Origin of the sequence: Sphingomonas sp. PP-F2F-A104-K0414 (genome assembly GCF_004340945.1) — a bacterium.
Classification (GTDB): Bacteria; Pseudomonadota; Alphaproteobacteria; order Sphingomonadales; family Sphingomonadaceae; genus Sphingomonas.
The window spans coordinates 908,335-933,402 of record NZ_SLYD01000001.1; the positions used below are offsets into that span (position 1 = coordinate 908,335).

Below are 25,068 nucleotides of genomic sequence, written 5' to 3' on the forward strand. Positions count from 1 at the left end.
CCGATTGCGGGAGGGGCTAGGGAAGGGCGTGACGTACGTACTGGCGTCCGGTCAGTGAGGCACGCCCCTCCCCCGACCCCTCCCGCAAGCGGGAGGGGAGTAGCGGTCACACTTCCGCTACCGTCCTGATCAGCCAGTCATGGAACAGCTTTACCGGCTTGCTCTGCAAGGCCCGCGGGCGGCAGACGAACCAGTAGCTGTACGGGCTCTCGACCTCGATATCGAACAGCCGCACCAGCCGCGGATCGTTCGCATCCTGGAAATGGCTTGCGTGCATGAACGCCACGCCCAAGCCCTGCGCGGCGGCCTCCAGCATCAGCGCGCCCGAATCGAAATGATCGATCGCCAACGGCTCAATATCGTCGAGCCCCGCCGAATGCCGCCATGCGGTGAACGTATCCGGCATGTCGCGGTGGACCAGAGCGGTCAGTGTCGCGAGCTGTTCGGGGCGCGTAATCGGATCGGCGCGGTCGAGCAGGCTGCGTGCACCGATCACATACACCGAATTGCGATCGAGCCGCCGTGCGTAGAACGCTGGATCGATCTCGCGCGACAGGGCGATCACAGCGTCGAGCCCGTCGCCGAGCCGCGACACCAGATGCGCCGCGGTATCGATGTCGAGATGCAGTTCGGGATGCGCGTTGCGCAACTCACCCAGCCGTGGAAACAGCTTCTGCGACGCGTAGAGCGGAAGGATGCCGAGCCGCAGCCGCAGCACCTCGGTCGTACTGGTCAGCGATTCGACCGCGTCCGACAGCGAATCGAGCACCGGCGCGATCTGTGCCAGCAACCGCTCGCCATCCGCATTCAGCACCATCGCCTGATGCCTGCGCGCGAACAAAGGCTTGGCGATGAAGCGCTCCAGGCTCTGCACGCGCCGGCTGAGCGCAGGCGCCGACAGCGCCAGATCCTCGGCGGCGGCCTTGATCGACCCCAGCCGCGCGACCTGCACGAACGCCTCGATAGCCCCCAGTGGCGGCAGCCTGCGCATGATTCCTCTTTCGACTCGACGCGTGTGACAAAGACCGCAGGACGCATTCAGCCATACGATTGCAGTTAGCGCAATCGTAGCTGATCCCTTCGCACTTGCAACATGAACCGTCTCGCCGCAAAAAGACCTCGCCTTTCAGGCATCCTCTCCTAAAAACTTTCATGGGCTGGCCTTTATTGGCCGGCCCTTTTTTTGTGCGTTTTCCATCCGGGAAGGCGATTTCAAGGCCTCGAACCATCGGAACCGGCGCCCTATCTCAGGCGCTACGAGTTCGAATGGAGTCGACATGCCCGACAGCGAAATCCCCACGCGGAAAATCCAGGTCGCCAATGCGCGTCCCGAGGATAGTGGCCGCGGCCTCGCGCACCTTCCGCGCGCGCTGATGGCGACGCTCGGCATCGGCGAAGGCGACGTCATCGAGATCCTCGGCAAGCAGAACACGCCCGCGCGCGCCGTTGGCCCGTACCCCGAGGACGAGGGTCTCGACATCCTCCGCATCGACGGCCTCCAGCGTGCGAACGCCGGCGTCGGCTCGGGCGATTTCGTCGAAGTGCGCAAGGCCGAGTCGAAGCCAGCGACGCGTGTCGTGTTCGCCCCCGCGCAGCAGAACCTCCGCCTCCAGGGCTCGACCAATGCGCTAAAGCGCACCTTCCTCGGCCGGCCGATCTGCCAAGGCGATATCGTCGCGACCGCAGGGCATCAGCGCGTCGGCAACATGCCACCCAACGTCCAGCAGTTCATGAACGCCCCCGCCTACGCGCTCCAGGAGATCCGTCTTGCGGTGATCGCGGCCAGCCCCAAGGGCGTGGTGCATATCGACGAGAATACCGAGATCGAACTGCGCTCCGAATACGAAGAGCCGCAGGCCGCACGCCGTGCCGACGTCACGTATGACGACATCGGCGGCATGGCGCAGACGATCGACCAGTTGCGCGAGATGGTCGAGCTGCCACTGCGTTATCCCGAACTGTTCCAGCGCTTGGGCGTCGATCCACCCAAGGGCGTGTTGCTGCATGGCCCTCCCGGTACCGGCAAGACGCGGCTCGCCCGCGCCGTCGCCAACGAATCCGATGCACAGTTCTTCCTGATTAACGGCCCGGAGATCATGGGCTCGGCGTACGGCGAATCCGAATCGCGCCTCCGCGAAGTGTTCGAGGAAGCGGCGAAGGCAGCGCCTTCGATCGTGTTCATCGACGAGATCGATTCGATCGCGCCGAAGCGTGGCCAGGTGTCGGGCGAGGCGGAAAAGCGTCTCGTCGCGCAGTTGCTGACGCTGATGGATGGCCTCGAATCGCGCGCGAACCTCGTCGTGATCGCGGCCACCAACCGTCCCGAGGCGATCGACGAAGCGCTGCGACGTCCGGGCCGGTTCGATCGCGAGATCGTCGTCGGCGTGCCGGACGAACGTGGCCGTCGCGAGATCCTCGGTATCCACACGCGTGGCATGCCGCTCGGCGATCGTGTCGATCTCGATGAATTGTCACGCACCACCTACGGCTTCGTCGGCGCCGATCTCGCCGCGCTGACCCGCGAGGCGGCGATCGAGGCGGTGCGCCGGATCATGCCCAAGCTCAACTTGGAAGAGCGGACGATCCCGCCCGAAGTGCTCGACGAGCTGTCGGTCACGCGCGAGGATTTCCTGGGAGCACTTAAGCGCGTCCAGCCGTCGGCGATGCGCGAAGTGATGGTGCAGGCGCCGACCGTGCGCTGGGCGGATGTGGGCGGTCTCGACGACGCGCAGATGCGGTTGAAGGAGGGCGTCGAACTCCCGCTCAAGAACCCCGACGCGTTCCGCCGTCTCGGCATCCGCCCGGCCAAGGGCTTCCTGCTCTACGGTCCCCCGGGCACCGGCAAGACGTTGCTGGCGAAGGCGGTCGCGCGGGAAGCGGAGGCGAACTTCATCGCCACCAAATCGTCGGACCTGCTCAGCAAATGGTACGGCGAAAGCGAGCAGCAGATCGCCCGTCTGTTCCAGCGCGCACGCCAGGTCGCACCGTGCGTGATCTTCATCGACGAACTCGATTCGCTGGTGCCGGCACGTGGTAGCGGCGCGGGCGAGCCGCAGGTGACCGAGCGCGTCGTCAACACGATCCTCGCCGAGATGGACGGGCTGGAGGAGTTGCAGTCGGTCGTGGTGATCGGCGCGACCAACCGGCCGAACCTGATCGACCCGGCGTTGTTGCGGCCAGGCCGGTTCGACGAGCTCGTCTATGTTGGTGTTCCTGACAAGGCCGGGCGTCGGCGTATCCTCGGTATCCAGACGCAGAAGATGCCGCTGGCGTCCGACGTCGATCTCGATCGTCTCGCGGACCGTACCGACCGTTTCAGCGGTGCGGATCTGGAGGACGTCGTCCGCCGCGCCGGCCTGGTGGCATTGCGTAGGTCGATCGACTCGACAGACGTGACGATGGCTGACTTCGAGGGCGCGCTGAAGGAGTCGCGCGCCAGCGTCACGCCGGAGACCGAACGCGAATACGAACAGATGGCTGCCCGCCTGAAGCAGGACGCGACGGCGATCCAGCCAATCGGTTTCGCCTTTCCCGCGAAACGTGCGGAATGACTAGCGCCCCCCTCCCGGCGGAGGGGGGTTACCCATCGGCGATCCGTGTCTGCGCCGCTATACGTTGACATTACGTCATACGGCTCCGATGTAACTTCCATGTACGCTCCTGCGACACATAAGCGTTTCCGCGATCATTCCGGGCAACTCGCCGCACGTGGTTAGCCCGAGCTCGCGGCTATAGGCCGTTCGAGTTCGGGCTTTATTCGATCTGACCTTTGGGCCGTGCTCTGCATGCCCATGATCTCGAGTAAAACGGAAACCACATAATGTCAGACTCGGCCTCGAAATCCGGCGACTATCCGTCGGTGCGCCAGGATGTAGACGATCACGCTCCTTCGCCGCGCCCCTTCTTGCGAATGCGGCCAAGGCATTTCTTTTCCAACAAGTTCGACATGGATATCGTCGAAGACTATTCGGAAGCAGATGCGGACGAGCATTCCGTGCAGCGGCCGAAATGGCTGAACCGACTTATCCAAATGAACTTGTTGTTGATGATCCTGCTGATCGGCGTGCCGGTGCTTTTGTACTGCATCATGGTTTTCGCGAAATAGCGGCCTGTTGCGAGGCGGCAGACCGGGACACGAGCGCTGCCTGAGCGAGTGGAGGGCGCACGCATAACGATGACGCGTGCGCCCAAATACGTTTCGGGCCGATCCGTTCTAACTGTCCCTGGCATCCTTCAGCGACACCCAGGCATAGGCGATCATCACGACGCATGCCGCGCCCGCGACCAGATAGGGCAGCGAATGTTGCGCCTCGTATAATCCGACGCCGATCGACGGGCCCAGCACGAAGCTGGCGCCGTTAATCGACGTTACCTTGCCCGCGACCGAGCCTTGCGCGTTGGCGCCCACCGCGAGCGAAGAGCCCGCCGTGAACCCCGGTCGCGTGAAGCCGAAGCCGAGGCTGGCCAGCGCATAGGCGGTGGCGATCGTGTAGAGTGATGTCGCGATACCGGTCAGCGCGGTGCCCGCCGCCGCCAGCACGAGCCCGGTCAGCACGAGTTGACGCGGGGTCATGTTGAGACGCGGGATGATGCCCCATTGCGCTAGCAATGCAGCCCCGGCGCCCATCATCAGGACGATGCCCGTCGGCTCCAGCGCGAGGGCAGGGGCGAGGTGGAGGCGGTCGATCACGAGGAAACCGATCGCCTGCCCGGTCATCGCCTGCGCGTGGCCCATTACCAGTCCGGCGATCATCCACGCGCGGATGCGGGGATCGGTGTAGCCGACGTGCTCGACATGCGATCCCGTCGCCGCCGCAACCGACGCGCCGGTCGGTGCGCCGCCGATCGAGGGATAGGCCGAACTCGCGCCGTGCGTCTCGTGCGGGGCGACGATATTGTCGTCGGGCAGCATCTGTCGCACCGTGATCCACACCGCGACGCCGAACACCGCGAAAAGGAACGCCGGGCCCGCGAGCCCGATCTCGACTCCGCCGATCGAACCGAGGATCAGATATGGTGCGATCGCCGGCCCCAATATCGTGCCGAGCCCGAACGCCGAGGCGAGCAAGGTCAGCGCCTTGGTCCGTTCCTCGCGCGTCGTCTCGCCGGCGACGAGCGCCTGTACCGCGGGCGGGGCAGCGGCACCGAACGTCCCGTAGATCAGCCGGCCACCGATGAAGCACAGGAACGCGGTCGTGCCGCCGATCCAGGCGTTGATTCCGGCCAGCAGGAACACGCCGCACAAGGTCAGCGAGACGCTGAACCCGCCGACGCCGAGCAGGATCATCGCGCGCCGGCCGTGCTTGTCCGACCGATTCGCCCAGAACGGCGCGGCGATCACCCACAGCAGCGCCGAGACCGAGAACGCCGCCGCCACGGCGCTGTCGGCGACCCCGAGCGATCGCCCCAGCGCTGGCAGTACCGATTGCAGCGCGGTGTTGCCCGCCGCGATCGTCAGCATCACGAGAAACATCAGCGCGAAGCGGCGGTCGATCTTCGGGCCTTCGGGCGCCCCGCTGATCACTGGGCTATTCATCGGGCCCATCCTGGTCGCGCCCACTGATACGCGCGCTCTACCCGCGCAACCGTCACCGAATAGCGGTCGTACCAGAGCGCTCGGCCAAGATCGCGAATCGCCGCATGTTCGGGATGATCGCGCCACGCGATCGCGGCGGCGTCGTCCGCCCAGTAGCTGACGGTGATTCCCATGCCGTCCGTCTCGCGCGCGCTGTCGACCCCGCGATAGCCGGGTTGTGCGACGGCAAGCGCATCCATCGCCGCGGCGGCCGTGGCATAACCGTTCATGTCCGCGCCGTTACGAAACGACACGAAAATGACCGCCACCTCTCCTGTTCTATCATCGTGCATGGCCCGTGCTTAAGCGATGGCGCGGGCTTGGCAACGGCGTTGGCCGATCGCCGGAACCACTTGTCGCCGCACGACTTCCACTTCGGTTCGTCGCCGCATGCAACCCGCGGCCCTTGAAACGCGTTCGGAATTCGTGCGACGGGAGGGGCAAAGCTCCGCCACCGTGCGGGACCCCTGATCGTAAGGAACACGATGCCCAGTTCGACCACCGCCACCCGGCGTGCACGCAGCCGCCCTGCCGGCGTGCCGTCCCCGTGGCAGATGTTCTTTTCCGGTTTCCTGAAACATCCGGTCATGGTCGGATCGATCGTGCCGTCGTCGGACAAGCTGATTCGGAAAATGCTCGGTCCAGTCGATTGGGCGAACTGCAAGCTGTTCGTCGAATATGGCCCCGGCGTCGGTACCTTCTGCCGCCCGATCCTCGACCGGATGGCGGCGGATGCCAAGCTAGTGGTGATCGATACGAACCCCGAGTTCATCCAGTATCTGCGCCACACGATCACCGACCCGCGCTTCTTCGCAGTGCTGGGGTCGGCGGACGAGGTCGAGACGATCGTCGCGGATCACGGCTTCGAGAAGGCGGATTACGTGCTGTCCGGGCTGCCGTTCTCGACGCTGCCCCCCGGTGTCGGCCCGGCGATCGCGACCGCGACTCACTCGGTTCTGCGCACCGGCGGCGCATTTCTGGTCTATCAGTTCTCGCCCAAGGTGAAGGACTTCCTGACCCCGCATTTCACATCGATCGACCACGATATGGAGTGGTGGAATGTGCCCCCGGCGCAGCTGTATTGGGCATGGAAGGACTGACGCAGGCGCGGCGACGTCCGCGCCGGTGCGCAAAGCGATAGCGGAGCGCAGCGTCAGGCCCGGCCAGCGGGTCGGCTAAGCCGAACCCGTCCGACGGCGGCTTTGCCGTCGGCGCTGAGGGCGTCGCGAACGCATCCAGAATCCATTGCTCGCCCCGACCCCGACACCTCACCCCCCAAGCTTCGTCACCCCAGCGAAAGCTGGGGTCTCTCGGTTCGAGCGCATGCCCGCTTCAACGGGGATACCCCAGCTTTCGCTGGGGTGACGGGTTGTGGGCGGGCGTGACGATGGATCAGGCGGTCGGCGGTTGTGCAGGTCGATCAGACGCCCGCTATTCGTCGATTCCGAAGTTCAGCCCGCGCGACAGGCTCGGGTCGACCACCGCGACCACGAAATACGCGCCGAGCTGCTTGATCCGTTGCAGCCAGCCGGTGTTCGCCTGGTACAGCGCCTTGGTCACCTCGGTCGACTTTGCGACCTCGCCGTCGATATAGCCGCGAACATGGCCTGCGAACGCCGCATCCTCGATCCGCAGCATCAGCTCGAGATTGATGAACAGGCTGCGCATGTCGAAGTTCGCCGAGCCGATATGGACCGCGTCGTCGATCACGTAGAGCTTCGTGTGCAGCTTAGTCGGCTGATACTCGAACAACCGCACGCCCTTCCGCAACAGCCCCGCATAGGTGAACCGCGCGGCGGCGATCGTCGCGTTGTTGTCCGATTTACTCGCGGTGACGATCCGCACGTCCGCCTGCCGCCGTCCCGCCTTGTCGAGCCGACGAAGGAGCGCGGGGCTAGGCGTGAAATAGCCGGCGATGATGTCGATACGGCGCCCGGCGCGCATGTCGTCGCGGACCGCACGTGCCCAAGGCGACAGCTTGCGCGTTGGGCCGCCGATCAGCCACCGGGTCGCGCCTTTGGTTTCGCTCCAGTGCGACAGCGCGGCGTTCAGGCGCCGCAGCTTGTTCTTGGGCTCGTGGATCCAGTCCTTCAGCGCATCGAAATAGCCGGCGAGCCGCCCCGCTGCCGGTCCTTCGACCAGCAGACCGAGATCGCGCCAGGCCTGCTCGGCGGCGGTGCCGAAATAATCGTCCTCGATATTGAAGCCGCCGATGATGATCCGCGCTTCGTCGGCGAGCGCGAGCTTCTGATGGTTGCGAAGGAGATAGCGGCGACCGAACCTGGCGGAGAACCGGCACACGGAGATGTTGGCGGCTTCGAGCGGTTCGAAGAAGGCATGCGGCGCATCGTCGCTGCCGAACCCGTCGACGATCAGCGCGACGTCTACACCGCGCTTGGCGGCGGCAATGAGCGCAGCGTTGACGCGTTTGCCGGACTCGTCGTCGGCGTAGATGTAATACAGCACGCGAAGAGTCCGTTCGGCGCCGTCGATCAGCGCAAGCACCGCGTCGAGACGGCGAGGACCCGTATCGAGCAGCGTCATCTGGTTGCCGTCGACGGCGAATGTCGGCTGTTCGGTGGGATCGTCCATGGCGTGCGTGATGGACAAGCGGGGTACGGGTGGCAACCCGCGGCGGGCTCCACGATGCGGGGGCGGCGCAATTCTTGACTTTGCGGGCCACCCCCCGTAGGCGACGCATTCTCATTCTATCGTTGTTACGAAGGAAGCCGCATGGCGCGCGTTACCGTCGAGGATTGTGTCGACAAGATCCCCAACCGGTTCGACCTGGTGTTGTTCGCGGCCCAGCGTGCGCGCCAGATCTCGGGCGGCGCCGAACTGACGCTCGACCGCGACCGCGACAAGAACCCGGTCGTCGCGCTGCGCGAGATCGCCGACGAGAACGTCAAGCCGGCGCATCTCAAGGAACAGGTCATCCAGGGCCTGCAGAAGGTTCGCGTCGACGATGACGACGAAGTCGATGCCGTCGGCAGCTTGGCCGCTTCGGCCGAGGCTTTGCGGCTTACCGCCGCTGCGCCGCCGCGGAACCAGAATCTTGGGGCGGATTACGAGGGTTGAGCATGAGCCAGCCGTCTAACGCTCTAGTGTTAGACGGCGATCAGGCGAATGCCGGCCGGCGGGCTTAGCCCGACCGACGACGCGGCTTTGCCGCGGCGCGCGAAACAGAGAGAGCCCGTGGACCCAAGAGGTTCGCGGGCTTTTTCTATACCCTCTCCCTGGAGGGGAGAGGGAAGGGGCCCGCGGCGCTTGCCGTGGGAAGGGTGAGGAGCACGCGCTTCGAAGCCGTTGGCCTGACCCACTCGCTTGTTCTCCCGCGAAGGCGGGAGCCCAGTCTGGATCCCCGCCTTCGCGGGGAAACATGCTTATGCTTCATCACAGCCGCATCGTTTGCGACTACCCTCAGGCAGGGCGCCACGGCAAAGCCGCGTCGTCAGTCGTTGCTGCGCAACGCTGGCCGGGGTCGGTCCGCGACGCGTATTAGCCACGCTAATCCGCTGACCGACCCTTAAACCCCTGCGCTACCACGAACCACTCGACCGACCCCTTGCGGCTCGCCGGCGGCTTGGCATGCTTCACCGTCTTGAAGTTGCGCTTCATCTCCGCGACCAGCTCCGAATCGGCGCCGCCCGCGAACACCTTCGACACGAACGTGCCACCCGGCTCGAGCACTTCGCAGGCAAAGTGGAGCGCGGTTTCCACCAATGCCATCGTCCGCAACGCATCGGTCTGCGGATGCCCGACCGTGTTCGCCGCCATATCCGACAGCACCAGGTCCGGTGCCCCGCCCAGTGCCTCGATCAGCTTGCCCGGCGCGGCGTCGTCGAGGAAATCCATCTCGAAGATCGTCACGCCTTCGATCGGATCGACCGGGAGCAAATCGATGCCCACGACCGTCGCCTTGGGGATCCGCCGTCGGATCACCTGCGCCCAGCCGCCCGGCGCGAGGCCGAGATCGACCACGCGCTTCGATCCGCGGATCAGCTCGAACCGCTCGTCCAGCTCGATCAGCTTGTACGCGGCACGGCTGCGATACCCGTCGGCCTTGGCGCGCTTCACATACGGATCGTTCAGCTGCCGCTCGAGCCAGCGCGTCGACTGCGCGGTCCGTTTCCGCGCAGTGAGGACGCGGACGTGCCCGCCGGAACCGCCCCGGCTCATGCCGCCACTCCGGTGGCTTTGCCAGGCTTGGGCGAACCCATCAGGCCGCGCAAAATACCCTCGCGGATGCCGCGGTCGGCGATGCCGAGCCGTTCGGCGGGCCACAAATCCATGATCGTCTCCAGAATGGCACAGCCCGCGACCACCAGGTCGGCGCGCTCGTTGCCGATGCACGGCAGCTTGGCGCGCTCCGTGATCGACATATGGGAAAGGTCGGCGCTGATTTTCCGCATCGCGGAGGCCGGCACGATCAGCCCATCGACCACCGAGCGGTCGTAATGGCTGAGCCCGAGATGCACGCTGCCAAGCGTCGTCACCGTGCCGCTGGTGCCGAGCAGCCGCGGCCGCTCGATATGCCGGGGCAGGCGGCTCGCAAACCCCGCGAAACTGTCTGCGACCACCTGTCGCATCCGCGCATAGGCAGCGCGGCGACCGTCCTCGCCCTCGCCACCGCCGGCATGTTCGGTCAGCGACACCACGCCCCACGGCGCCGAATGCCAGTCGAGCACGGTCGGGATCGGCGTCGATGTGTCCACCAGCACGAGCTCGGTCGACCCGCCGCCGATGTCGAACACGAGCGCGGGGTCTTCTCCCGGCTCGATCAGCGCGTGGCAGCCGAGCACCGCCAGCCGCGCCTCTTCCTCGGCGGAAATGATGTCGAGATGGATCCCCGTCTCGGCCAGTGCGCGTGCGATAAACGCGGGGCCGTTCGATGCCTGCCGACACGCCTCCGTCGCCACCGACCGCGCGAGCGTGACGTTGCGGCGCTGAAGCTTCTCCGAACACACGCGCAAGGCGGCGATAGTCCGCTCGATCGCCGCATCGCTCAGCTTGCCGGTCGACGCCAGGCCCTCGCCGAGCCGGACGATTCGCGAGAACGCATCGATTACCGCGAAGCCGCCAGCCTGCGGTCGCGCGATCAATAGCCTGCAATTGTTGGTGCCGAGATCCAGCGCGGCAAACGCCTGCGCATCGGCCCACCGCCCTCGACCGGGCCGGGTCGCCGCCGGACGGGCAGGAGAGCCCTGCCGGAACGGCATTCGGGTGGAAACATCCCCCATCGCCGCAAAACTCGCTATCTATATCTGCCGCTGCGGGAAAATACCCGCCCGGTGCTTGACGACGAATGTAGCGCGGCGGCGCGATTACGCAAGCGAACTGGCGGATCGGCATCATCTTGGCGTTGACAGCGCGAAACCGGCCGCCTAGATCGCGCCCTCGCTGATGCCCCGTCGTCTAATGGTAAGACTGCGGTTTCTGATACCGCCTATTGAGGTTCGAATCCTCACGGGGCATCCAGCGCTTTCTCCTTTGACACCGAAACCTGACCTTCGTGACAGGAGCACGCTTCCGGCGAGCTTTTCCTCGGTGCCGACCCAGCGCGGTCGTGACGTTAGAATTTTGTTCCGAACTGCCTGGGTAACACTCAAGGCTGCTGGAGGGCGCGTCGTCCGCAGAGAGGTCGGGAAAAAGTTCTGTTTATCCTAACGGTGAGATAGAACGCGTTCGGCCCGTATGCCGTCAAGAATGGTAGTGACGATCGACCATCTGGGGATGTCGACCAAGAAGCAGACATTTGAGGTCAAGACGGACAGACCGTTCCCGGACATTCGTTGACAGTGATCACGAAGGCATAAGTGCCTCCCGCAACCCGACGGACAATCTCGTCCTTGGACCCCACGTTGGATTGCAAGTGCCGCGCGCAGGCTAGACTGTTGCACGCTCCTTCCGTGATCGCGCGATCGCAATCTGCCTTCAGGCTGTGCGACTTCTGCGTTAAAGCATTGAAGCGCATCTCGTTGAGGAGGCCCTATTGTCCGACGCACCAGACCCGCTGAATGACGGCGATGGCACCTCGCTGCTCCTAGACGACGAGGCGCTCTGTCTGTCGGGCGGGGGATACCGGGCCATGGTGTTCCACCTCGGCACCCTGTGGCGGCTGAACGAGGCGGGAATCCTGCCGCGGCTTTCCCGGATCTCGAGCGTGTCTGGCGGATCGATCACCGCAGGGGCGCTCGCGCTCGCCTGGGACCGGCTGGCGGCGGCGCGTGCGCGAGGCGAGGACTGTTTCGAGGAGCTGGTGGTCCGCCCCGTCAGAGCTCTCGCGGGCCGGACGCTCGACGACCGCGCGATCATCGGTGGCATCGCGCTTCCCGGAAGTATAGGCGATCATGTCGCCGCGGAGTATCGGCGCCATCTCTTCGGGGACGCGACGCTGCAGGACCTTCCCGACGGCGTCCGGTTCGTTATCAACGCGACGAACGTGCAGTCGGGGGTGCTCTGGCGGTTTTCAAAGCCGTACATGGGAGACTATCGCGTCGGGCGGGTCTTCGATCCAGACGTGCCCCTCGCCAAGGCGGTCGCGGCCTCATCGGCGTTCCCGCCGGTCCTGTCGCCCGTCGATCTCACACTGGAGGAGGGGGCGATCAGACCCGGCAGCGGCACGGATCTCGAGCGACCGCCGTTCACGACCGAGGTGGTCCTCGCCGATGGCGGCATCTACGACAACATGGGGCTGGAGACCGTCTGGAAGCAGTTCCGCACCGTGTACGTCAGCGACGCGGGCGCGGCGATGCAGGCCGAGGAGGAGCCTAAGCGGGACTGGGCGAGGCATGCCTATCGTGTGCTGGATCTGGTCGACAGTCAGGTCCGCTCCCTGCGCAAGAGACAGGTGGTCGCGGCGTTCGAGGCAGGCACCGACGGTCGCCGAGGCGCCTACTGGGGCATCGGGACCCCACAGGAGCGCTACGCGAACCGGTCGCCTGGGCTGTTCTGTTCGGCGGAGGCGACCGCCGAGCTCGCGTCGGTGCCGACGCGCCTCAAGCGCATGGATGCCAGGACGCAGGAGCGCCTGATCAACTGGGGTTATGCCGTGTGTGATGCGGCGATCCGGACCTACGTCGATCCAGGCCTGCCGCAGCCTGCGGCCTTCCCGTACCCGGAAAGTCGGCCATGACCGGCGAGACCTCGCCGGGCAATGAGGCTCGAGCGGAGACGACGGCCGCAAGATCGCGCCGAAGGGTGGCGCAGCGACCGCCGCATCGCCGCCTGCGCGTCTTCGCGTCGGATCCGACCCTGCGTGACAGCCTCGAGACGCTGCACCTCAGCGAAGCGACCGTCGCCATCCCTTGGGAAGGCACAGAGGCCGAGCCGCTCAGGCCCGGGCCGGTCGGCGAGTACGTGGAGGTCGTCGACGTCGATCCGGCCAGCGGCTGCGCCTACGAGCCGATCGATCTCAACGATCCGTTCCTGCTCGCCTCGGACGGGCTTTCGCCCTCCGAGAGCGAGCCGCAGTTCCATCAGCAGATGGTCTACGCGGTGGCCATGACGACGATCGGGCACTTCGAACGTGCGCTGGGCCGGGTCGCTCTATGGGGTCCCCATCGGCAGCGATGGACCGACGCCGAGGGAAAGACGCGTTACCGCGACGACTTCGTACGACGCCTGAGGATCTACCCGCACGCGCTAAGGGAGGCGAACGCCTACTACAGTCCGGCGCACAAGGCGCTGCTGTTCGGCTACTTCCCGACAGACGCGAAGAGCGGAAGCCTGGTGCCGGGCACCATGGTCTTCACCTGCCTCAGCCACGACGTCATCGCGCACGAGACGACTCATGCGCTGCTTGACGGTCTGCATCGGCGCTTCCAGGAATCGACCAACCCCGACGTCGCGGCCTTTCACGAGGCGTTCGCGGACATCGTCGCGATCTTCCAGCACTTCAGTCTGCCCGGGCTGCTGGAGCAGGAGATCCGCGGCACCCGCGGCGATCTCGGTGTCGCCGAGTACCTCGCGTCGCTGGCCCGCCAGTTCGGTCAGGGCGTCGGGCGGTCGAAGGCTCTGCGGTCCGCGATCGGCGAGGCCGGCGGCGACTACCGGTCGAGGACCGATCCACATGACCGGGGGGCCATCCTGGTCTCGGCGGTGTTCGCGGCATACCTCGGGATCTACCGTCGGCGATCCGACGACCTGTTCCGGATCGCGACCGGCGGCACGGGCGTGCTCGAGGCGGGCGCCATCCATCCGGATCTCGTCGGACGTCTCGCCGCCGAAGCCCGCAAGGCGGCCTCGCACGTCCTGCGGATGTGCATCCGCGCTCTCGACTACTGCCCGCCCGTGGACATCACCTTCGGCGAGTACCTGCGCGCGATCATCACCGCTGACTCCGACCTCGTGCCCGACGACGACATCGGTTATCGCACCGCCTTCCTGGAGGCTTTTCGCGCCCGCGGGATCTACCCCGACGACCTGCGCACGATCTCCACCGAGTCGCTTCGCTGGCAGGAGCCCACCTTCGAGATCGACGGACTCCCCGAACTCATCGCGTCGCTTGACCTCGGCTGGGACCTCGCGTCCGATCGCCGGCAGGCCCATGAGCACTCGCTCGGCAACAATATGAAGGTCCACGAGTTCCTGAGCTCGCGGATGACCGAGACCCTGTCGAGGCAGCTTGGCCTCGACAGTACCCTCGGCCCAGGAGGTACCGATCGCGGACACGCGCTGTGCGAGGTCTTCGCTCCCGAAGTTCCCGATCCCCGCTTCCGCTTCGAAGTGCATTCCGTAAGACCCGCCCGGCGCGTGGCGCCGGACGGCTCGTTCGTGACGGATCTCGTGGTCGTCGTGGCGCAGCGGCGCTGCACCCGCTTCTCAGAAGCATCGCGGGACGGCTTCTTCATGCGTGGAGGCAGCACTCTCCTCATTGACACGCGGAAAGGCCGCGAGCGGGTGCGCTACTGCATATCGAAATCCGTCACGAGCTCGCGACGACGCGAGCGGCAGTCCGCCTTCATGGGTGGCGAGAACAGCCAATCCCTCGCCAGTCTCTACTTCGGCGATGGTGGCGGTGAGCCGTTCGCCCTGCTGCACCGGGGGTTCTGATGGGTGGTCACGAGGATGTCGTCGTCCGGATCCGCATGTATCGGCAGGGGCTTGGCGACTGTCACCTCGTCACCGTCATCGACGGCGGCGCCCCCGTCTTCCGGATGCTGATCGACTGCGGCGTCTACCAGACGGCCGGCGGCGGCGCGGACACGATGCGGCGCATCGTACAGAACGTCATCGACGAGACGGGCGGGCATGTCGACGTCCTTGCCGTCACGCACGAGCATTGGGATCACGTCTCCGGCTTCAACCAGGCGAAGGCCCTCTTCGCGGCCCATGACGAAGCGGACAAGACCGGCAAACTGTCGGTCGGCGCCGTCTGGATGGGATGGACCGAGGATCCTGCGGATACCACTGCCCGCCGGATCGTCGCCAATCGCGGCGCGATGGTGAAGCGGGTCGCCCTTGCCCTCAATGCCGCATCAGGCTTCGCCGCCGCCGGTTCGGAGGCCGCCGGCCAACTCGCCAGCGGGCTCGAAAGTGTGCTCGGCTTCTTCGGCGGCGCACGGCGGACGACGGCCGACGCGATCGACTTCGCAAGGTCGCTCGTGGCTACCCCCCGCTACTGCCGTCCCTCGGACGAGCCGATCGCCCTGACGCCGGGGATCCGGGCATATGTTCTCGGTCCGCCGCTCGATCCCGCGAGGCTCTACCAGCTGGCGGACGACGATCAGACGTACGGAATGGGGGCCTCGAGTGCGCAGCTCGCCCTCCTCGACGCGCTTGGCGGGACCGATCCAACCCAGTGCGACAGGAGCCAGCCGTTCGAGGAAGGGTTCCGCATTGGCGCTCCCTATTTTCGGTTACCTTCTTCCGGCGAGGCGACGCCGCCTGCCACGGGCGACTTCTTCAAGGACGCCTACTGGGGTCCGGCCGCAGATGGAGGCGACCAGTCCTGGCGGCGGATCGACGGCGACTGGCTCACCGGCTCCCGCGAGTTCGCCCTCAAGCTCGACAACGCCACGAACAACACAAGCCTCGTCCTGGCGCTAGAGTTCGAACGGAGTGGAAGAACGCTGCTGTTCGCCGCCGACGCGCAGGTGGGCAGCTGGCTGTCCTGGCAAGAACTCGCCTGGACCGTGGATGGCGAGGAAGTCACGGCCAGGCACCTCCTCGCAAGTACCGCGTTCCTGAAGGTGGGGCATCACGGCAGCCACAATGCGACCCTGCGCGAGAAGGGCCTGGAGACCATGTCTGACGACCTGGTGGCCTTCATCCCGACGGACGAGGTGCTCGCACAGAAGGTCGGCTGGGGACGCATGCCTCTTCCGTCGCTCGTCAAGGCTCTTGATCGCCATACCGGCGGGCGAGTCCTGCGTGCGGATAGGCCTTTCGATCCGGTCATGAACGGCGGCGCGGCGGTAGCGAGGTTCGCGCGCGAGCTTACGCAGACGGAACTGTACTACGAGATCGATATCCGACCCTGACAGGAGATCGCCAGGGATGAGCCGGTCGTATACTGTGGCGTGGCTTTCGGCGTCGATCGTCAAACCTGGACAGCATGCCGTGCGAGAGTCCATCGACCGTCGGTCAGCTCCAGCCGCACGTCACCGACCTCGCCTACCGTCCCCTGCGGAGGCATGACACTGCACCTAAAGGCGGCGACCTTCGTCGGCTGGGGCGTGGACGTGAACACAACGAAGGGATCGCCTTCTGGCATCGCGACGTGCTCCACGAAGTCGGCGAACTGATCATTAGGACGGTGCCGATCCCGTTTCGCATGTGATACGAGCATGACTGGAGGCGGCGCGGCGCGGCTACGCCATGCCTCTATCAGGACACCGTAGAACCACTGGTTGTTGCCCGCGTGATGCGCGACCTGGACGACGTCGAGCCCCGTCAACTCGGCGAGCAGCAGCGGCTCCGCCACAGTGCGCGAGGCCATGAAGTCGCTGAAGCCGGTATCTCCGCAGATCAGGATCCGCTGCTCGGCATGATCGACCCTCACCACGTAGCTCAGCTGGTTGCTGGGCGAGATCGACTTCACCGGGATGCGCGAGATCAGTCCGAGAACGAGGCGGTCGTCGATCGGCAGCCGATGTGCATGTTTGCGGATCAGATGATCGGAAGGGCCGAGCAGCATCAGGCCGGTCGCACCCGCGTGCGACGCCCGGCCGCGAAGAAACCTCCTTCTCGAGGGATGCCAGCGGAAGGGCGCGGGGCGTCCCTTCGGGATGTGATGGTAGCGGATCTCGATCCCGCGACGGACGGCGGCCTGGACCAGCTCGTCGAGCGCGGTCGCGTTGATGGCGTCCTTCGCTGCGGCTCTCCTGATCCGTGCGACGGAATAGGCTGCCGGCGAACTCTCTCCCGCCGACCTGAGCATCTCCGCATAGTCAAGAAGCCCGAACGACGGGTCAACGAACCCCATTCCCGAGAAGTACGACCAGCGCCCGTAGAAGAGATAGTCGTGGTCGATACCTACGTTCGGCTCGGTCACCGCGTCCGCAACGTCGACGTGCTCGCACCCGTCCTCATGACAGGCATCCGTTCCCTCGACGCCGAGTTCGAGGCGCAGTGCGGCGACGGGATCATCTTGCGCATCGGCGAACCCGACGTCTCGAACGGGGGAATGGCTCGACCATCCGACCCGACGCTCGGCTCCAAGAGCATGCTCCAGTTCACGGCATCTCTCGATCACCGCGCGCTTCGCGGCGACGTACTTACCTACATACTCTGGATCAGCAGCGAATTTCGCTCCGAGCATATCGTAGCGACGTGGCCGCACGTCACCGATCCCGTCCGCCACGTCGTCCGCGACCGGCGGAAGCCAGAGTTCGCCGACCTCGATGCCGCTGGCGACGATCGGCACGAGGCCGCGCAGGTGATCTTCGTCATAGTGGGTGCCGACGATCAGATCGATCCGTTCCGCGCCTTCCTCGCGCAACAGCGAATCCAGCTTTATCTGCACGTGATCGTGAGCATATCCGCGATCGACCCCGCCATCGGCGAGGATGCGCACGTCGCCGTCGGAGCGTTTCAGACGAACATAGATCGAGCTGCCGAGACCAACCTCGAACATCTCGAGCTCGATGGATGTCGCGGTCATCGTATTTCCCCTTGCTTCGGCGTCCCGCCGCTGGTGCCGTGCGAGGCACCTTCGCCCTCGTCGTCGCCGCCGCCCGGCACCTCGAGAAGCGCATGGCAGCCGACCGTCTCCAGCATCAGCCGAACGCCGTCCTCGCCGCCGATCATCATCACCGGCGGCACGTCGGAATAGGCGACCGCATCGCCAATCCAGCGCATCAGCAGCCGGTCGTCCTCGCTCGGGCTGCTGCTGTGGCCCCTCGGATGAGTGTGCCACTCGCCTACGTACGTCAGGTTCACCGCGGTCGTCGTCTCGATGTGTTCCAGCGTCCGATGGACGCCGACGAGGCCACGCACGAAGCCGGTCGGCGAATGCTCGCTGTCGGGCGGCGGATCGAGGAGAGCCACTACCCAGGCCTTGCGCTGCTGCCGATCCCAGCCGCCGACGAGGATTCCGCCCGTTTCCAGGCCGCCCGCCGATGCCCGTGCGCTACGTATGCCGGCGACGACCGATGCACGTACCGCCACCGTCCAGCCGCCGATGACGACTTCCACGAAGCGCTCGCCGGGCACCTCGACCCGCAGATCGCCAGCCTTGGTCTCGTGCCATATCACCATGCTGCCGGCCGGGGCGGCGGGAGCGTCGAACAGTTCGCGGACGGCATGAGCGGCATGCGCGCCGACGACCGACTGCGCCAGCTGCACGCTCGGATTCCGACATCCGCCTGAGGGCATGATTGTACCGCCGCCGCGCAGGTGTCCATGGAGAGCCGGCTCCGTGACCAGCAGCCAGTAGAAGAGCATCTCGAGGTGATCGAGTCTGACCGCACGGCCTTCCGCCTCGCGCAGGACGACGAGATCGCCGCCCGATGGGCTGAGGAAAACGGACGAGGTCGGGCTGCCATGCGTGGACGTGCAGGCGAGCCAGCGCGCGCAGGGGACCGACGCCGACGCGTCGATCACCATGTCCGCTTCGCCGACTCCGGTGCCGGCGGCGCCGTCCCGCACGTCGGCCACCGACGACGTGGCTGCGGCCGTGCCGAGCAGATCGACCAGCACCTCGGCGAGAGCCTCGGCCTTGGGCCTTCCGACGTGCTCTGCGGTGAGAGCGTGCCGCGCGAGGTTATGAGGAAGAAGATGGTCCGGATCGATGATCGTCCATTGGCCGATGCCGCCACGCGCAGCGTTCAGAGCGACCTGCGAGCCAAGCGCGCCGGCGCCGACTAGGGCGATCTTCGTCACGTTGCCGAGTTCGGCATAGCCCGAAGCGGCCCGCGCCAGCGCCCGGTCGAAGCCGTGCCGGATATCGACGGCGTTCACCGGCATCGTGCGCAGCGCGCCTTCGTCATGCTGCCGGCCGACCAGCACCATGCCGAACTTGCCCTCCGGGCTACGGGCTACGGCACCCAGGCTCTCTCCGAGCTGGCCGGCCTTCGCCTCCAGGAAGAAGCCTTTCGTGGCCAGCGCCTCGACCTGACCGGACGTCCGCTCGATCGGCGTCGTCACCAGCAGCAGGCACTGCCGTTCGAGCAGCGGAGCGAGCGCAGAATCCTTGACCCAGGCCGTGAGCCCTTCGCGCAGAAGGTCGCGCAGATCGACGCCCAGTGCCTCGTACACCCCCATCAAGTCGGCGACGGTCCGCGGAAGGGCGCGGATCCGTCCGTGCGCAAGCGGCGGCGTGACGATGCTGAGGCAGGCGAACGTCGCCGTACCGACACGGCTGCTTGCGGAGCCCGAACGTGCCCGCTCGAGCAGGATCGGAAAGCCGTCGTCGTCGCTGCGGCGGAAGCCGACGAGGATCCCGCCCTCCCGTACTCCGTCCGGCGGCAGGACGACGGTGTGGCTGCTGCCGGCGAACAGCGGATCGAGCGGCTGATCCTCGCCGTGCAGACGTCCGTGCGCCGTCTCCCGCAGCCAGTGGCGCACACGCTCGAGCAGCACGTACGGTGTCGCGATGCGCAGCGCCTCGTCGGCCGGCATCTCGAACAGGCAGAGGGACCTCGGCTCGCCTTCGTGGGCGATGTTGAGGTGCGGCACGTCGGGAAAGTCGTCGCGCAGCACGTAGGCCATCGGCAGCCTGCCGTCGCCCGGGTAGAGGACGGCAATGCGTTCGGTGGTGCGGATGTCGTTGACCGGTCTGCGCTGCCCAAGCGGAACGTCGACGTCGAGGAACAGCAGCTCCGCGCCATCCTGTCGCCGCGCGCAGCGGACGAGGCGGGCACCGTCGTACCGCGCGGACGCCAAGAGAGACGCAAGCGCGGCAGCGCCGCGCCGGACGAGCGCGCTCGCTCTTACCGTCTCGGGAAACAGCTCGTCGAGGAACCGCTCGAACATGCTTACCGGCCGGCGCGAGGTGCGATCACGCTGACCGCCGCACGGGTGCCGCCGCCGCCCGACGTGTCCTTAACCGCACCGTCGCGCGTGATCATCACGACGATGGGCTTCGGACCGGTCGACGAGGGTTCCGACATCGTGACCAGCAGGTTCCTGCCGTCCTCGAGCACGTCCTCCTTGTAGTATGCCGCGGCCTGACGATGCGGCGGCTGGACGTCGAGGTCCTCGGCCGACCCCTTGAAGGGGATCGGCTTGCTTGGCGAGACGATGTAGCCGCGCGCCTCACCCTGCGTCTCGCAGAGCCACTTCACCTGGTCGATCGGCTTGGTCTTGTCGACGCCCTTGTCCGGGCCGATCGACTTGTACGAACAGTGGTGCGGCAGATGGTAGACGTTCCAGTGCAGCCGATCGCCGTTGCCGTGCTTACGCGTGATGTCGATGATCTCGGCGATCACAGCATGATCGATGTCGCCGGTGAAAATCACGTCGGTATCCGCGCCCTCCACGCGAAAGCGCGCCTGGAAGACGATGGAGTCGCCGTTGCGGTCCTCCAGACCCCGATCGTTCGTCCGGACGGCGTGCGGCGAGTGGGCGAAGAACTCGACGCCGTCGCCTTCGAGATTGTATCCGTCGACGAGCTTGCCTGCATCGACGAAGCAGCCCCTGCGGGACTCGACGGTCAGTCCTTCGGACTTCAGCCAGTCGGTGAGCCGTTCGGGCCGCGAGAAGACCTTGATCCCGCTGCCCTGCTTCAACCGATGGCGCGCTTCCTGCCGGATGACGCGGGCGCTGTCCTCGAGCCCTTCCTCGGTGATGGCGCAGGCCGGCACCCAGATCTCGTCGACCTTGTGCCGACCTGCGCCCTGATACTTGGAGGCATGCCGAAGCCAGAAGAAGTCGCCCGCTCCGCAGCAGTGGTCGTTGTCCAGGTGCGTAAACGCCACGATCGCATAGCTGTCGAGGCCCGCGGCCTTGAGGTCAGACTTGAGTTCCGCCGGCAGATCGCAGCGCTTGTCGTCCGCATTCTTTGAGGCGACGTTCGCGTAATCGACGAGCATCCGTCGGCCGTCTTTGAACTCCACGAGGGTCGTGTCGGCGCAGCCAAGGGGATAGAAGGTGAGCTGGGTCACAGTGGTCTCCATAGGGGCGCCGCCTGTCAGGCCCCGGCTATTCCATCGAACTTCATCACATGGCCTGGAACGATGGCTTCGACAGACCTGCTTCCAAAATGGCGCGAGCCGAGACTATTCGAAGTACCGGATGTCGTACCGGATGTTCGCTCGACCACCCGCAAGATCGATCACCACGTTCCAGTGCCCCGTCGAGGGAACCTCGACGGAAGCGGGAAGCCGCTCGTAGAAGCCGCCGTGATAGCGGTACGAGGCGTTGTGGCGGTACAGGCTGTAGTTGTGGTCGTCCATGACAAGGACGTTGCACTGATGATCGCAGTCGATGCGTACGGCTGCGCCGCCGCGAAGATATTGGCGGGCATGGATGTGTTGCATTTCGGCCTCCCTGGCTTTGTCCCCCCTGAACGATCTGGAGAGTGGGAAGCCATCCACAAAACGTCAAGCAAAATATCTAAAAAATTTCGCGTGTGACTGTGGTGCACAAATCCTGTGACCGAGGTTGACATTGGTGATTGACTGCAACCCACGAGTCGGATCCAAGGGAAGAATGGAAATGCAGGATCTCTACGCGGCGCTCGGCCGCCGTGTCGCTGAGCGGCGAAAGGCGATCGGCATAACCCAGGGGACCCTGGCAGCCCGGAGCGACTTCACGCGCGCGACGGTCGCCAGCATCGAGGCAGGTCGGCAGAGGGTGACGCTCGAACAGCTCTACGCGCTAGGGTCCGCGCTCGACCTCGGGGATCTCTCCGAACTGATCCCACTGGAGTTCCCGCAGAGGAAGGCGTCCAGCGTCCCACTTGGATCCGATCTCAATTCCATCCAGGCCGCCCAGGTCCGCGACGCGGTCCGGATAGCGCTTGAGAGCGCACGTGGCGCCCGGCGGCGGGCCTGATGGCGAACACCCGGGCCGCGAGGGCGGACGCTCTCGGCCTCATCGCGCAGTTCAAGATCGTCGCGGCACCCGTGCCGGTGGAGAAAATAGCCCGCCGCCTCGGCATACAGGTGACCTATACGCCTTTCGATGGCGACCTTTCGGGAATGGCGTTCATCTCGGAAGGCGTGAGGATGATCGGCGTGAACTCGCTCCACTCGACCGTGCGGCAGCGCTTCACCCTGGCCCACGAGCTCGCGCATCATCGCCTTCACCACGAGGAACTAGAGCACGCCGTGCATCTTGATCGTGGCTCGCTCCGACGGGACTGGATGTCCTCGCAGGGCGTAGACGAACGCGAGGTCGAGGCGAACGCCTTCGCATCCGAGCTGCTCATACCGACGGACCTCCTGCGTCAGGCTCTAGCGGGACGAACCATAGACTTCGAGGACGAGGACGAGATCGGCATCCTTGCCAGGCGCTTCAGGGTGAGCGCGGCGGCCATGCGCTATCGGCTTTTAAGAGCCGCCACGGGATACCCAGCCGATTAGATAATGTTTTCTGCCGCGGAAGTGGAGGCTGGCCCACCTAAGCCTCCCGCGAAACGCTTGGCTACGTTTCCGCAAGTCTGACAGATGATTGATGCTGCGCCGCTCTGTGGCAAGTGCATTGCATCTATTAAACCGTTGGCAGAGGCGGTTCGCCTTCCGAGCGCTTGAACGAGAGGCGAATTAGCTCATCCCAACACTGAAAAGGGGCCATTCCATTTTCCACGCATCCGCGGACGTTTGAGGCTCCCTCCTTGCCGACTGAACGAGCGTCGGCGTTTTCCGGTCGGCACCCGAAAGCGGACGGGCCGCTTCCCACCATTATTACGCAATCGAACCTCCCGCCTTCGCCTTGAATGGACGCCGTCCTGCAATAGTAATAATAATGGTAGTAACAACTACCTTATAGCCGTGTTGGAACTGCATTTAAGCGTGTGGGTGATCGGGATTATCTTACGAATGTTTCACGTCTCCATGCTTCTGATACCAAGATGGGAAAGTACTGACCAAACGTGTGCATGTCCGAAACTCCAAAAAGTTTTTTGAATCTCGGACAAATCAAAATTCTCGCGCTTACGAGGTCGCGGTGTCTGTCAATAGCCGTCAATAGATTGAGAGAGCTTGACGGAACTCTTCAATTATGATTCGAATCGCATACAAGTCGTGAGGGCAAAAACGGCTTTGCGACTTAGCGCAAATGACTTCCCGGTGAGGCAGGCAATGGGCGGCGAAAATTGGCACGGACACATCAAATGGGTGCTGGAACGCCGTGGCACGTCGCTCTCACAGATCGCTCGTGATCTAAGCGTCAGTCCCAGCACCGTCACCAGAGTTTCCAAAGGCCTCGTGCGCTCGCGCCGAGTCGAAGAGGCCATAGCGGCGGCGGCAGCCTTTACGCCTGCCCAGCTCTGGCCCACGCATTATCCGCAACCAGCGGGAGGAGAACAATGATGTCGTAGCAAATGGTCGCGCTGACGCGCGGAAACATTCCCAAGCTACGGAAGTGAAAAGGCCCCGCCGGTTGCACCCAGCGAGGCCCATAAAAGATCAGAGACCTTACGACCCCTGATCTCCTTCATTCCGTGAAATCTGTCAAGGTTCGGGGCCGTCCCGGATCATGCCCCCTCACGTCCATCGCATCCGATTGCGAGATGGAAGGAACGATCGATGAAATTCGATGCCGCAGATGACGATCAGGTGCCCGAGCCAGTGCTCAGCCAAAATGGCAGCCCACCTCCCAGGTTCACTCGCGACAGACACAGCGATGCGCATTACGTGCAGATGATCCGAGCCGAAGACGGCGGCGCACTGCGCACCTTCAACGGCGGGCTTGCCCACGAGAATGGCTGGTACACTAGCCGTAAGGCACGGCGCGTCCTCCACTGGCAAGGCGCGGCACAGTACGATTTCCTAACACGCGCCGAGGTCGAGTTCCCCGTGGTACGGGTGGCATCGGAGTCGGTACGCTTCGAATTCACGCGGCACGGTAAAAAGCAGATCTACACCGTCGATGTCGAACTGCTTGCATCCGATGGCACGGTCACACTCATCGAAATCAAACGCGACGAGCGAGACTTTACCGACCCGGAATACCGCGCGAAATTAGCGGCTGTCCGCGAAGTCTGCGAAGAGCATGGCATCCGGTTCAGGATCGTCTTCCGTCATCAAATCTGGAACAGCCTCGTCCACCGTCGCAACGTCACGCTGTTTTGCTCGCGTAGGTTCGTGACGGTCCTCCCGGAGCATGTTGAGCACCTGGAGGCTCACGCAAGGCAGGTAGGCATGGATGCGACGTTCGGCAGCACAGCCAACGCGATTGCCCCCCAGTGCCTTCGCACCGGCGAAGCAGTGCTTCAGGCGCTAACAGTGGCCCGTCGGATTGAACTCGACCTCACCCGTCCGCTGATGGATTCGACGCCGGTGACCATTCACTGAGCTGTAGCAGTTGCCCAGGACCTGATGTCCACAGCAGGCCCGGCAACAATCCATTTTTGATCCCACCCGCGCTTGTTGCCGGCATCATCTCGATGCCGGCCACCCTCCGGCGCGGCCAGAACGGATAGAATCTCATGGCGTATATCCGCTTTTCACCCGGCGCGGTCGTCGATGTCCGCGGAGCTGAATATTATCCTGCCTATGCTCACGGCCGGATCCAGCTCACCCACCTGATCACGGGCGAGATCTTCAAGTACGAGCAACGAGACGGATCGCTCGAATTACCGACCGTCGAACAATTCCAGCTTATGCAGCACTGTGGCGACGCTGTGACGTGACCCCCGTTTTTTCCTCCAGTTGAAGCTAGAGTCCGACCCCGGAAAGGGACGGACAGATGAAGCGGAAGCAGTTTTCGGAAGAGCAGATCATCGGCATCCTGAAGGAGGCCGAAGCGGGCGCGGTTGTGACGGATCTGTGCCGACGGCACGGGATGTCGAGCGCGACCTACTACGCCTGGAAGGCCAAGTTCGGCGGTCTGGAGGTGTCCGATGCGAAGCGGCTGCGGGCGCTCGAGGAGGAGAACGCCCGGCT

General features: G+C 64.9%; 22 protein-coding genes and 1 tRNA gene. 13 read left to right on the forward strand and 10 right to left on the reverse strand.

From position 1 onward, the window contains the following. Positions 1–106 precede the first annotated feature (106 nt). Positions 107–991 (reverse strand): LysR substrate-binding domain-containing protein, encoded by an 885-nt coding sequence (locus C8J46_RS04025; RefSeq protein ID WP_132735178.1) that lies wholly within the window; start codon positions 989–991, stop codon positions 107–109. A 286-nt stretch (positions 992–1,277) separates the two neighbouring features. On the opposite strand from C8J46_RS04025, the gene C8J46_RS04030 reads away from it, so the two are divergent. Together C8J46_RS04030 and C8J46_RS04035 are read left to right on the forward strand one after the other, a co-directional pair. Next, on the forward strand, positions 1,278–3,551 hold the full coding sequence (locus C8J46_RS04030) for a CDC48 family AAA ATPase (RefSeq protein WP_132735180.1): 2,274 nt from the start codon (positions 1,278–1,280) through the stop codon (positions 3,549–3,551). Positions 3,552–3,820: 269 nt separating this feature from the next. Next, positions 3,821–4,105, forward strand: a complete 285-nt coding sequence (locus C8J46_RS04035) for a hypothetical protein (RefSeq protein WP_132735182.1) — start codon at positions 3,821–3,823, stop codon at positions 4,103–4,105. 108 nt (positions 4,106–4,213) lie between these two features. Here the strand turns inward: C8J46_RS04035 and C8J46_RS04040 are convergent, their stop codons facing one another. Beyond that, a complete protein-coding gene (locus C8J46_RS04040; protein WP_132735184.1) occupies positions 4,214–5,536 on the reverse strand; it encodes an MFS transporter in 1,323 nt (440 codons plus the stop codon). After that, positions 5,533–5,868 carry an antibiotic biosynthesis monooxygenase gene (locus tag C8J46_RS04045; protein WP_132735186.1) on the reverse strand — a complete coding sequence of 112 codons (336 nt, stop codon included), beginning with the start codon at positions 5,866–5,868 and terminating at the stop codon, positions 5,533–5,535. The genes C8J46_RS04040 and C8J46_RS04045 overlap by 4 nt, the downstream gene beginning before the upstream one ends. Positions 5,869–6,060: 192 nt before the next feature. Between C8J46_RS04045 and C8J46_RS04050 the strand changes: the two genes are divergently transcribed. Continuing rightward, on the forward strand, positions 6,061–6,675 hold the full coding sequence (locus C8J46_RS04050) for a methyltransferase (protein WP_132735188.1): 615 nt from the start codon (positions 6,061–6,063) through the stop codon (positions 6,673–6,675). Between the two features lie 331 nt (positions 6,676–7,006). On the opposite strand, the gene C8J46_RS04055 is transcribed toward C8J46_RS04050, so the two are convergent. After that, on the reverse strand, positions 7,007–8,167 hold the full coding sequence (locus tag C8J46_RS04055) for a phosphatidylserine/phosphatidylglycerophosphate/cardiolipin synthase family protein (RefSeq protein ID WP_132735190.1): 1,161 nt from the start codon (positions 8,165–8,167) through the stop codon (positions 7,007–7,009). A gap of 141 nt (positions 8,168–8,308) precedes the next feature. On the opposite strand from C8J46_RS04055, the gene rpoZ reads away from it, so the two are divergent. Continuing rightward, positions 8,309–8,653 (forward strand): DNA-directed RNA polymerase subunit omega, encoded by a 345-nt coding sequence (rpoZ, locus tag C8J46_RS04060; RefSeq protein WP_055882033.1) that lies wholly within the window; start codon positions 8,309–8,311, stop codon positions 8,651–8,653. A 429-nt stretch (positions 8,654–9,082) separates the two neighbouring features. On the opposite strand, the gene C8J46_RS04065 is transcribed toward rpoZ, so the two are convergent. Next, on the reverse strand, positions 9,083–9,754 hold the full coding sequence (locus tag C8J46_RS04065; RefSeq protein WP_056487962.1) for an RlmE family RNA methyltransferase: 672 nt from the start codon (positions 9,752–9,754) through the stop codon (positions 9,083–9,085). Continuing rightward, the gene (locus C8J46_RS04070) at positions 9,751–10,794 is read right to left on the reverse strand and encodes a Ppx/GppA phosphatase family protein (RefSeq protein WP_132735192.1); all 1,044 of its coding nucleotides are present in this window, start codon (positions 10,792–10,794) and stop codon (positions 9,751–9,753) included. Before C8J46_RS04070 ends, C8J46_RS04065 begins: the two co-directional genes overlap by 4 nt. Positions 10,795–10,979: 185 nt before the next feature. Here C8J46_RS04070 and C8J46_RS04075 point away from each other — a divergent pair. The 4 genes from C8J46_RS04075 to C8J46_RS04090 all read left to right on the forward strand — a co-directional run bounded on the left by C8J46_RS04075 (position 10,980) and on the right by C8J46_RS04090 (position 16,059). Next, positions 10,980–11,053, forward strand: a tRNA-Gln gene (locus tag C8J46_RS04075). Positions 11,054–11,567: 514 nt separating this feature from the next. After that, positions 11,568–12,710: a patatin-like phospholipase family protein gene (locus tag C8J46_RS04080; RefSeq protein WP_207894081.1), complete on the forward strand. Its 1,143-nt coding sequence runs from the start codon at positions 11,568–11,570 to the stop codon at positions 12,708–12,710. Continuing rightward, positions 12,707–14,629 carry a hypothetical protein gene (locus tag C8J46_RS04085; protein ID WP_132735194.1) on the forward strand — a complete coding sequence of 641 codons (1,923 nt, stop codon included), beginning with the start codon at positions 12,707–12,709 and terminating at the stop codon, positions 14,627–14,629. Before C8J46_RS04080 ends, C8J46_RS04085 begins: the two co-directional genes overlap by 4 nt. Further along, entirely contained in the window at positions 14,629–16,059 is a 1,431-nt protein-coding gene (locus tag C8J46_RS04090; RefSeq protein ID WP_132735196.1) for a hypothetical protein, read from the forward strand. The genes C8J46_RS04085 and C8J46_RS04090 overlap by 1 nt, the downstream gene beginning before the upstream one ends. A 59-nt stretch (positions 16,060–16,118) precedes the next feature. On the opposite strand, the gene C8J46_RS04095 is transcribed toward C8J46_RS04090, so the two are convergent. The 4 genes from C8J46_RS04095 to C8J46_RS04110 form a co-directional block, all read right to left on the reverse strand. After that, positions 16,119–17,681: a hypothetical protein gene (locus C8J46_RS04095; RefSeq protein WP_132735198.1), complete on the reverse strand. Its 1,563-nt coding sequence runs from the start codon at positions 17,679–17,681 to the stop codon at positions 16,119–16,121. Further along, on the reverse strand, positions 17,678–19,993 hold the full coding sequence (locus C8J46_RS04100; protein ID WP_132735200.1) for a ThiF family adenylyltransferase: 2,316 nt from the start codon (positions 19,991–19,993) through the stop codon (positions 17,678–17,680). The genes C8J46_RS04095 and C8J46_RS04100 overlap by 4 nt, the downstream gene beginning before the upstream one ends. A 2-nt stretch (positions 19,994–19,995) precedes the next feature. Beyond that, positions 19,996–21,123: a hypothetical protein gene (locus tag C8J46_RS04105; RefSeq protein ID WP_207894083.1), complete on the reverse strand. Its 1,128-nt coding sequence runs from the start codon at positions 21,121–21,123 to the stop codon at positions 19,996–19,998. Positions 21,124–21,237: 114 nt separating this feature from the next. Further along, a complete protein-coding gene (locus C8J46_RS04110; protein ID WP_132735204.1) occupies positions 21,238–21,498 on the reverse strand; it encodes a DUF1883 domain-containing protein in 261 nt (86 codons plus the stop codon). Positions 21,499–21,676: 178 nt separating this feature from the next. Here C8J46_RS04110 and C8J46_RS04115 point away from each other — a divergent pair, with 178 nt between their 5' ends. The 5 genes from C8J46_RS04115 to C8J46_RS04140 form a co-directional block, all read left to right on the forward strand. Then, positions 21,677–22,015 (forward strand): helix-turn-helix transcriptional regulator, encoded by a 339-nt coding sequence (locus C8J46_RS04115; protein WP_165886445.1) that lies wholly within the window; start codon positions 21,677–21,679, stop codon positions 22,013–22,015. Then, on the forward strand, positions 22,015–22,545 hold the full coding sequence (locus C8J46_RS04120) for an ImmA/IrrE family metallo-endopeptidase (protein ID WP_132735208.1): 531 nt from the start codon (positions 22,015–22,017) through the stop codon (positions 22,543–22,545). Before C8J46_RS04115 ends, C8J46_RS04120 begins: the two co-directional genes overlap by 1 nt. Positions 22,546–23,709: 1,164 nt before the next feature. Next, positions 23,710–24,477: a TnsA endonuclease N-terminal domain-containing protein gene (locus C8J46_RS04130; protein ID WP_132735212.1), complete on the forward strand. Its 768-nt coding sequence runs from the start codon at positions 23,710–23,712 to the stop codon at positions 24,475–24,477. Positions 24,478–24,611: 134 nt separating this feature from the next. Continuing rightward, positions 24,612–24,815 carry a hypothetical protein gene (locus tag C8J46_RS04135; protein WP_132735214.1) on the forward strand — a complete coding sequence of 68 codons (204 nt, stop codon included), beginning with the start codon at positions 24,612–24,614 and terminating at the stop codon, positions 24,813–24,815. Between the two features lie 56 nt (positions 24,816–24,871). Further along, the coding region (locus C8J46_RS04140) for a transposase (RefSeq protein ID WP_132735216.1) at positions 24,872–25,068 on the forward strand (197 nt) is incomplete at its 3' end.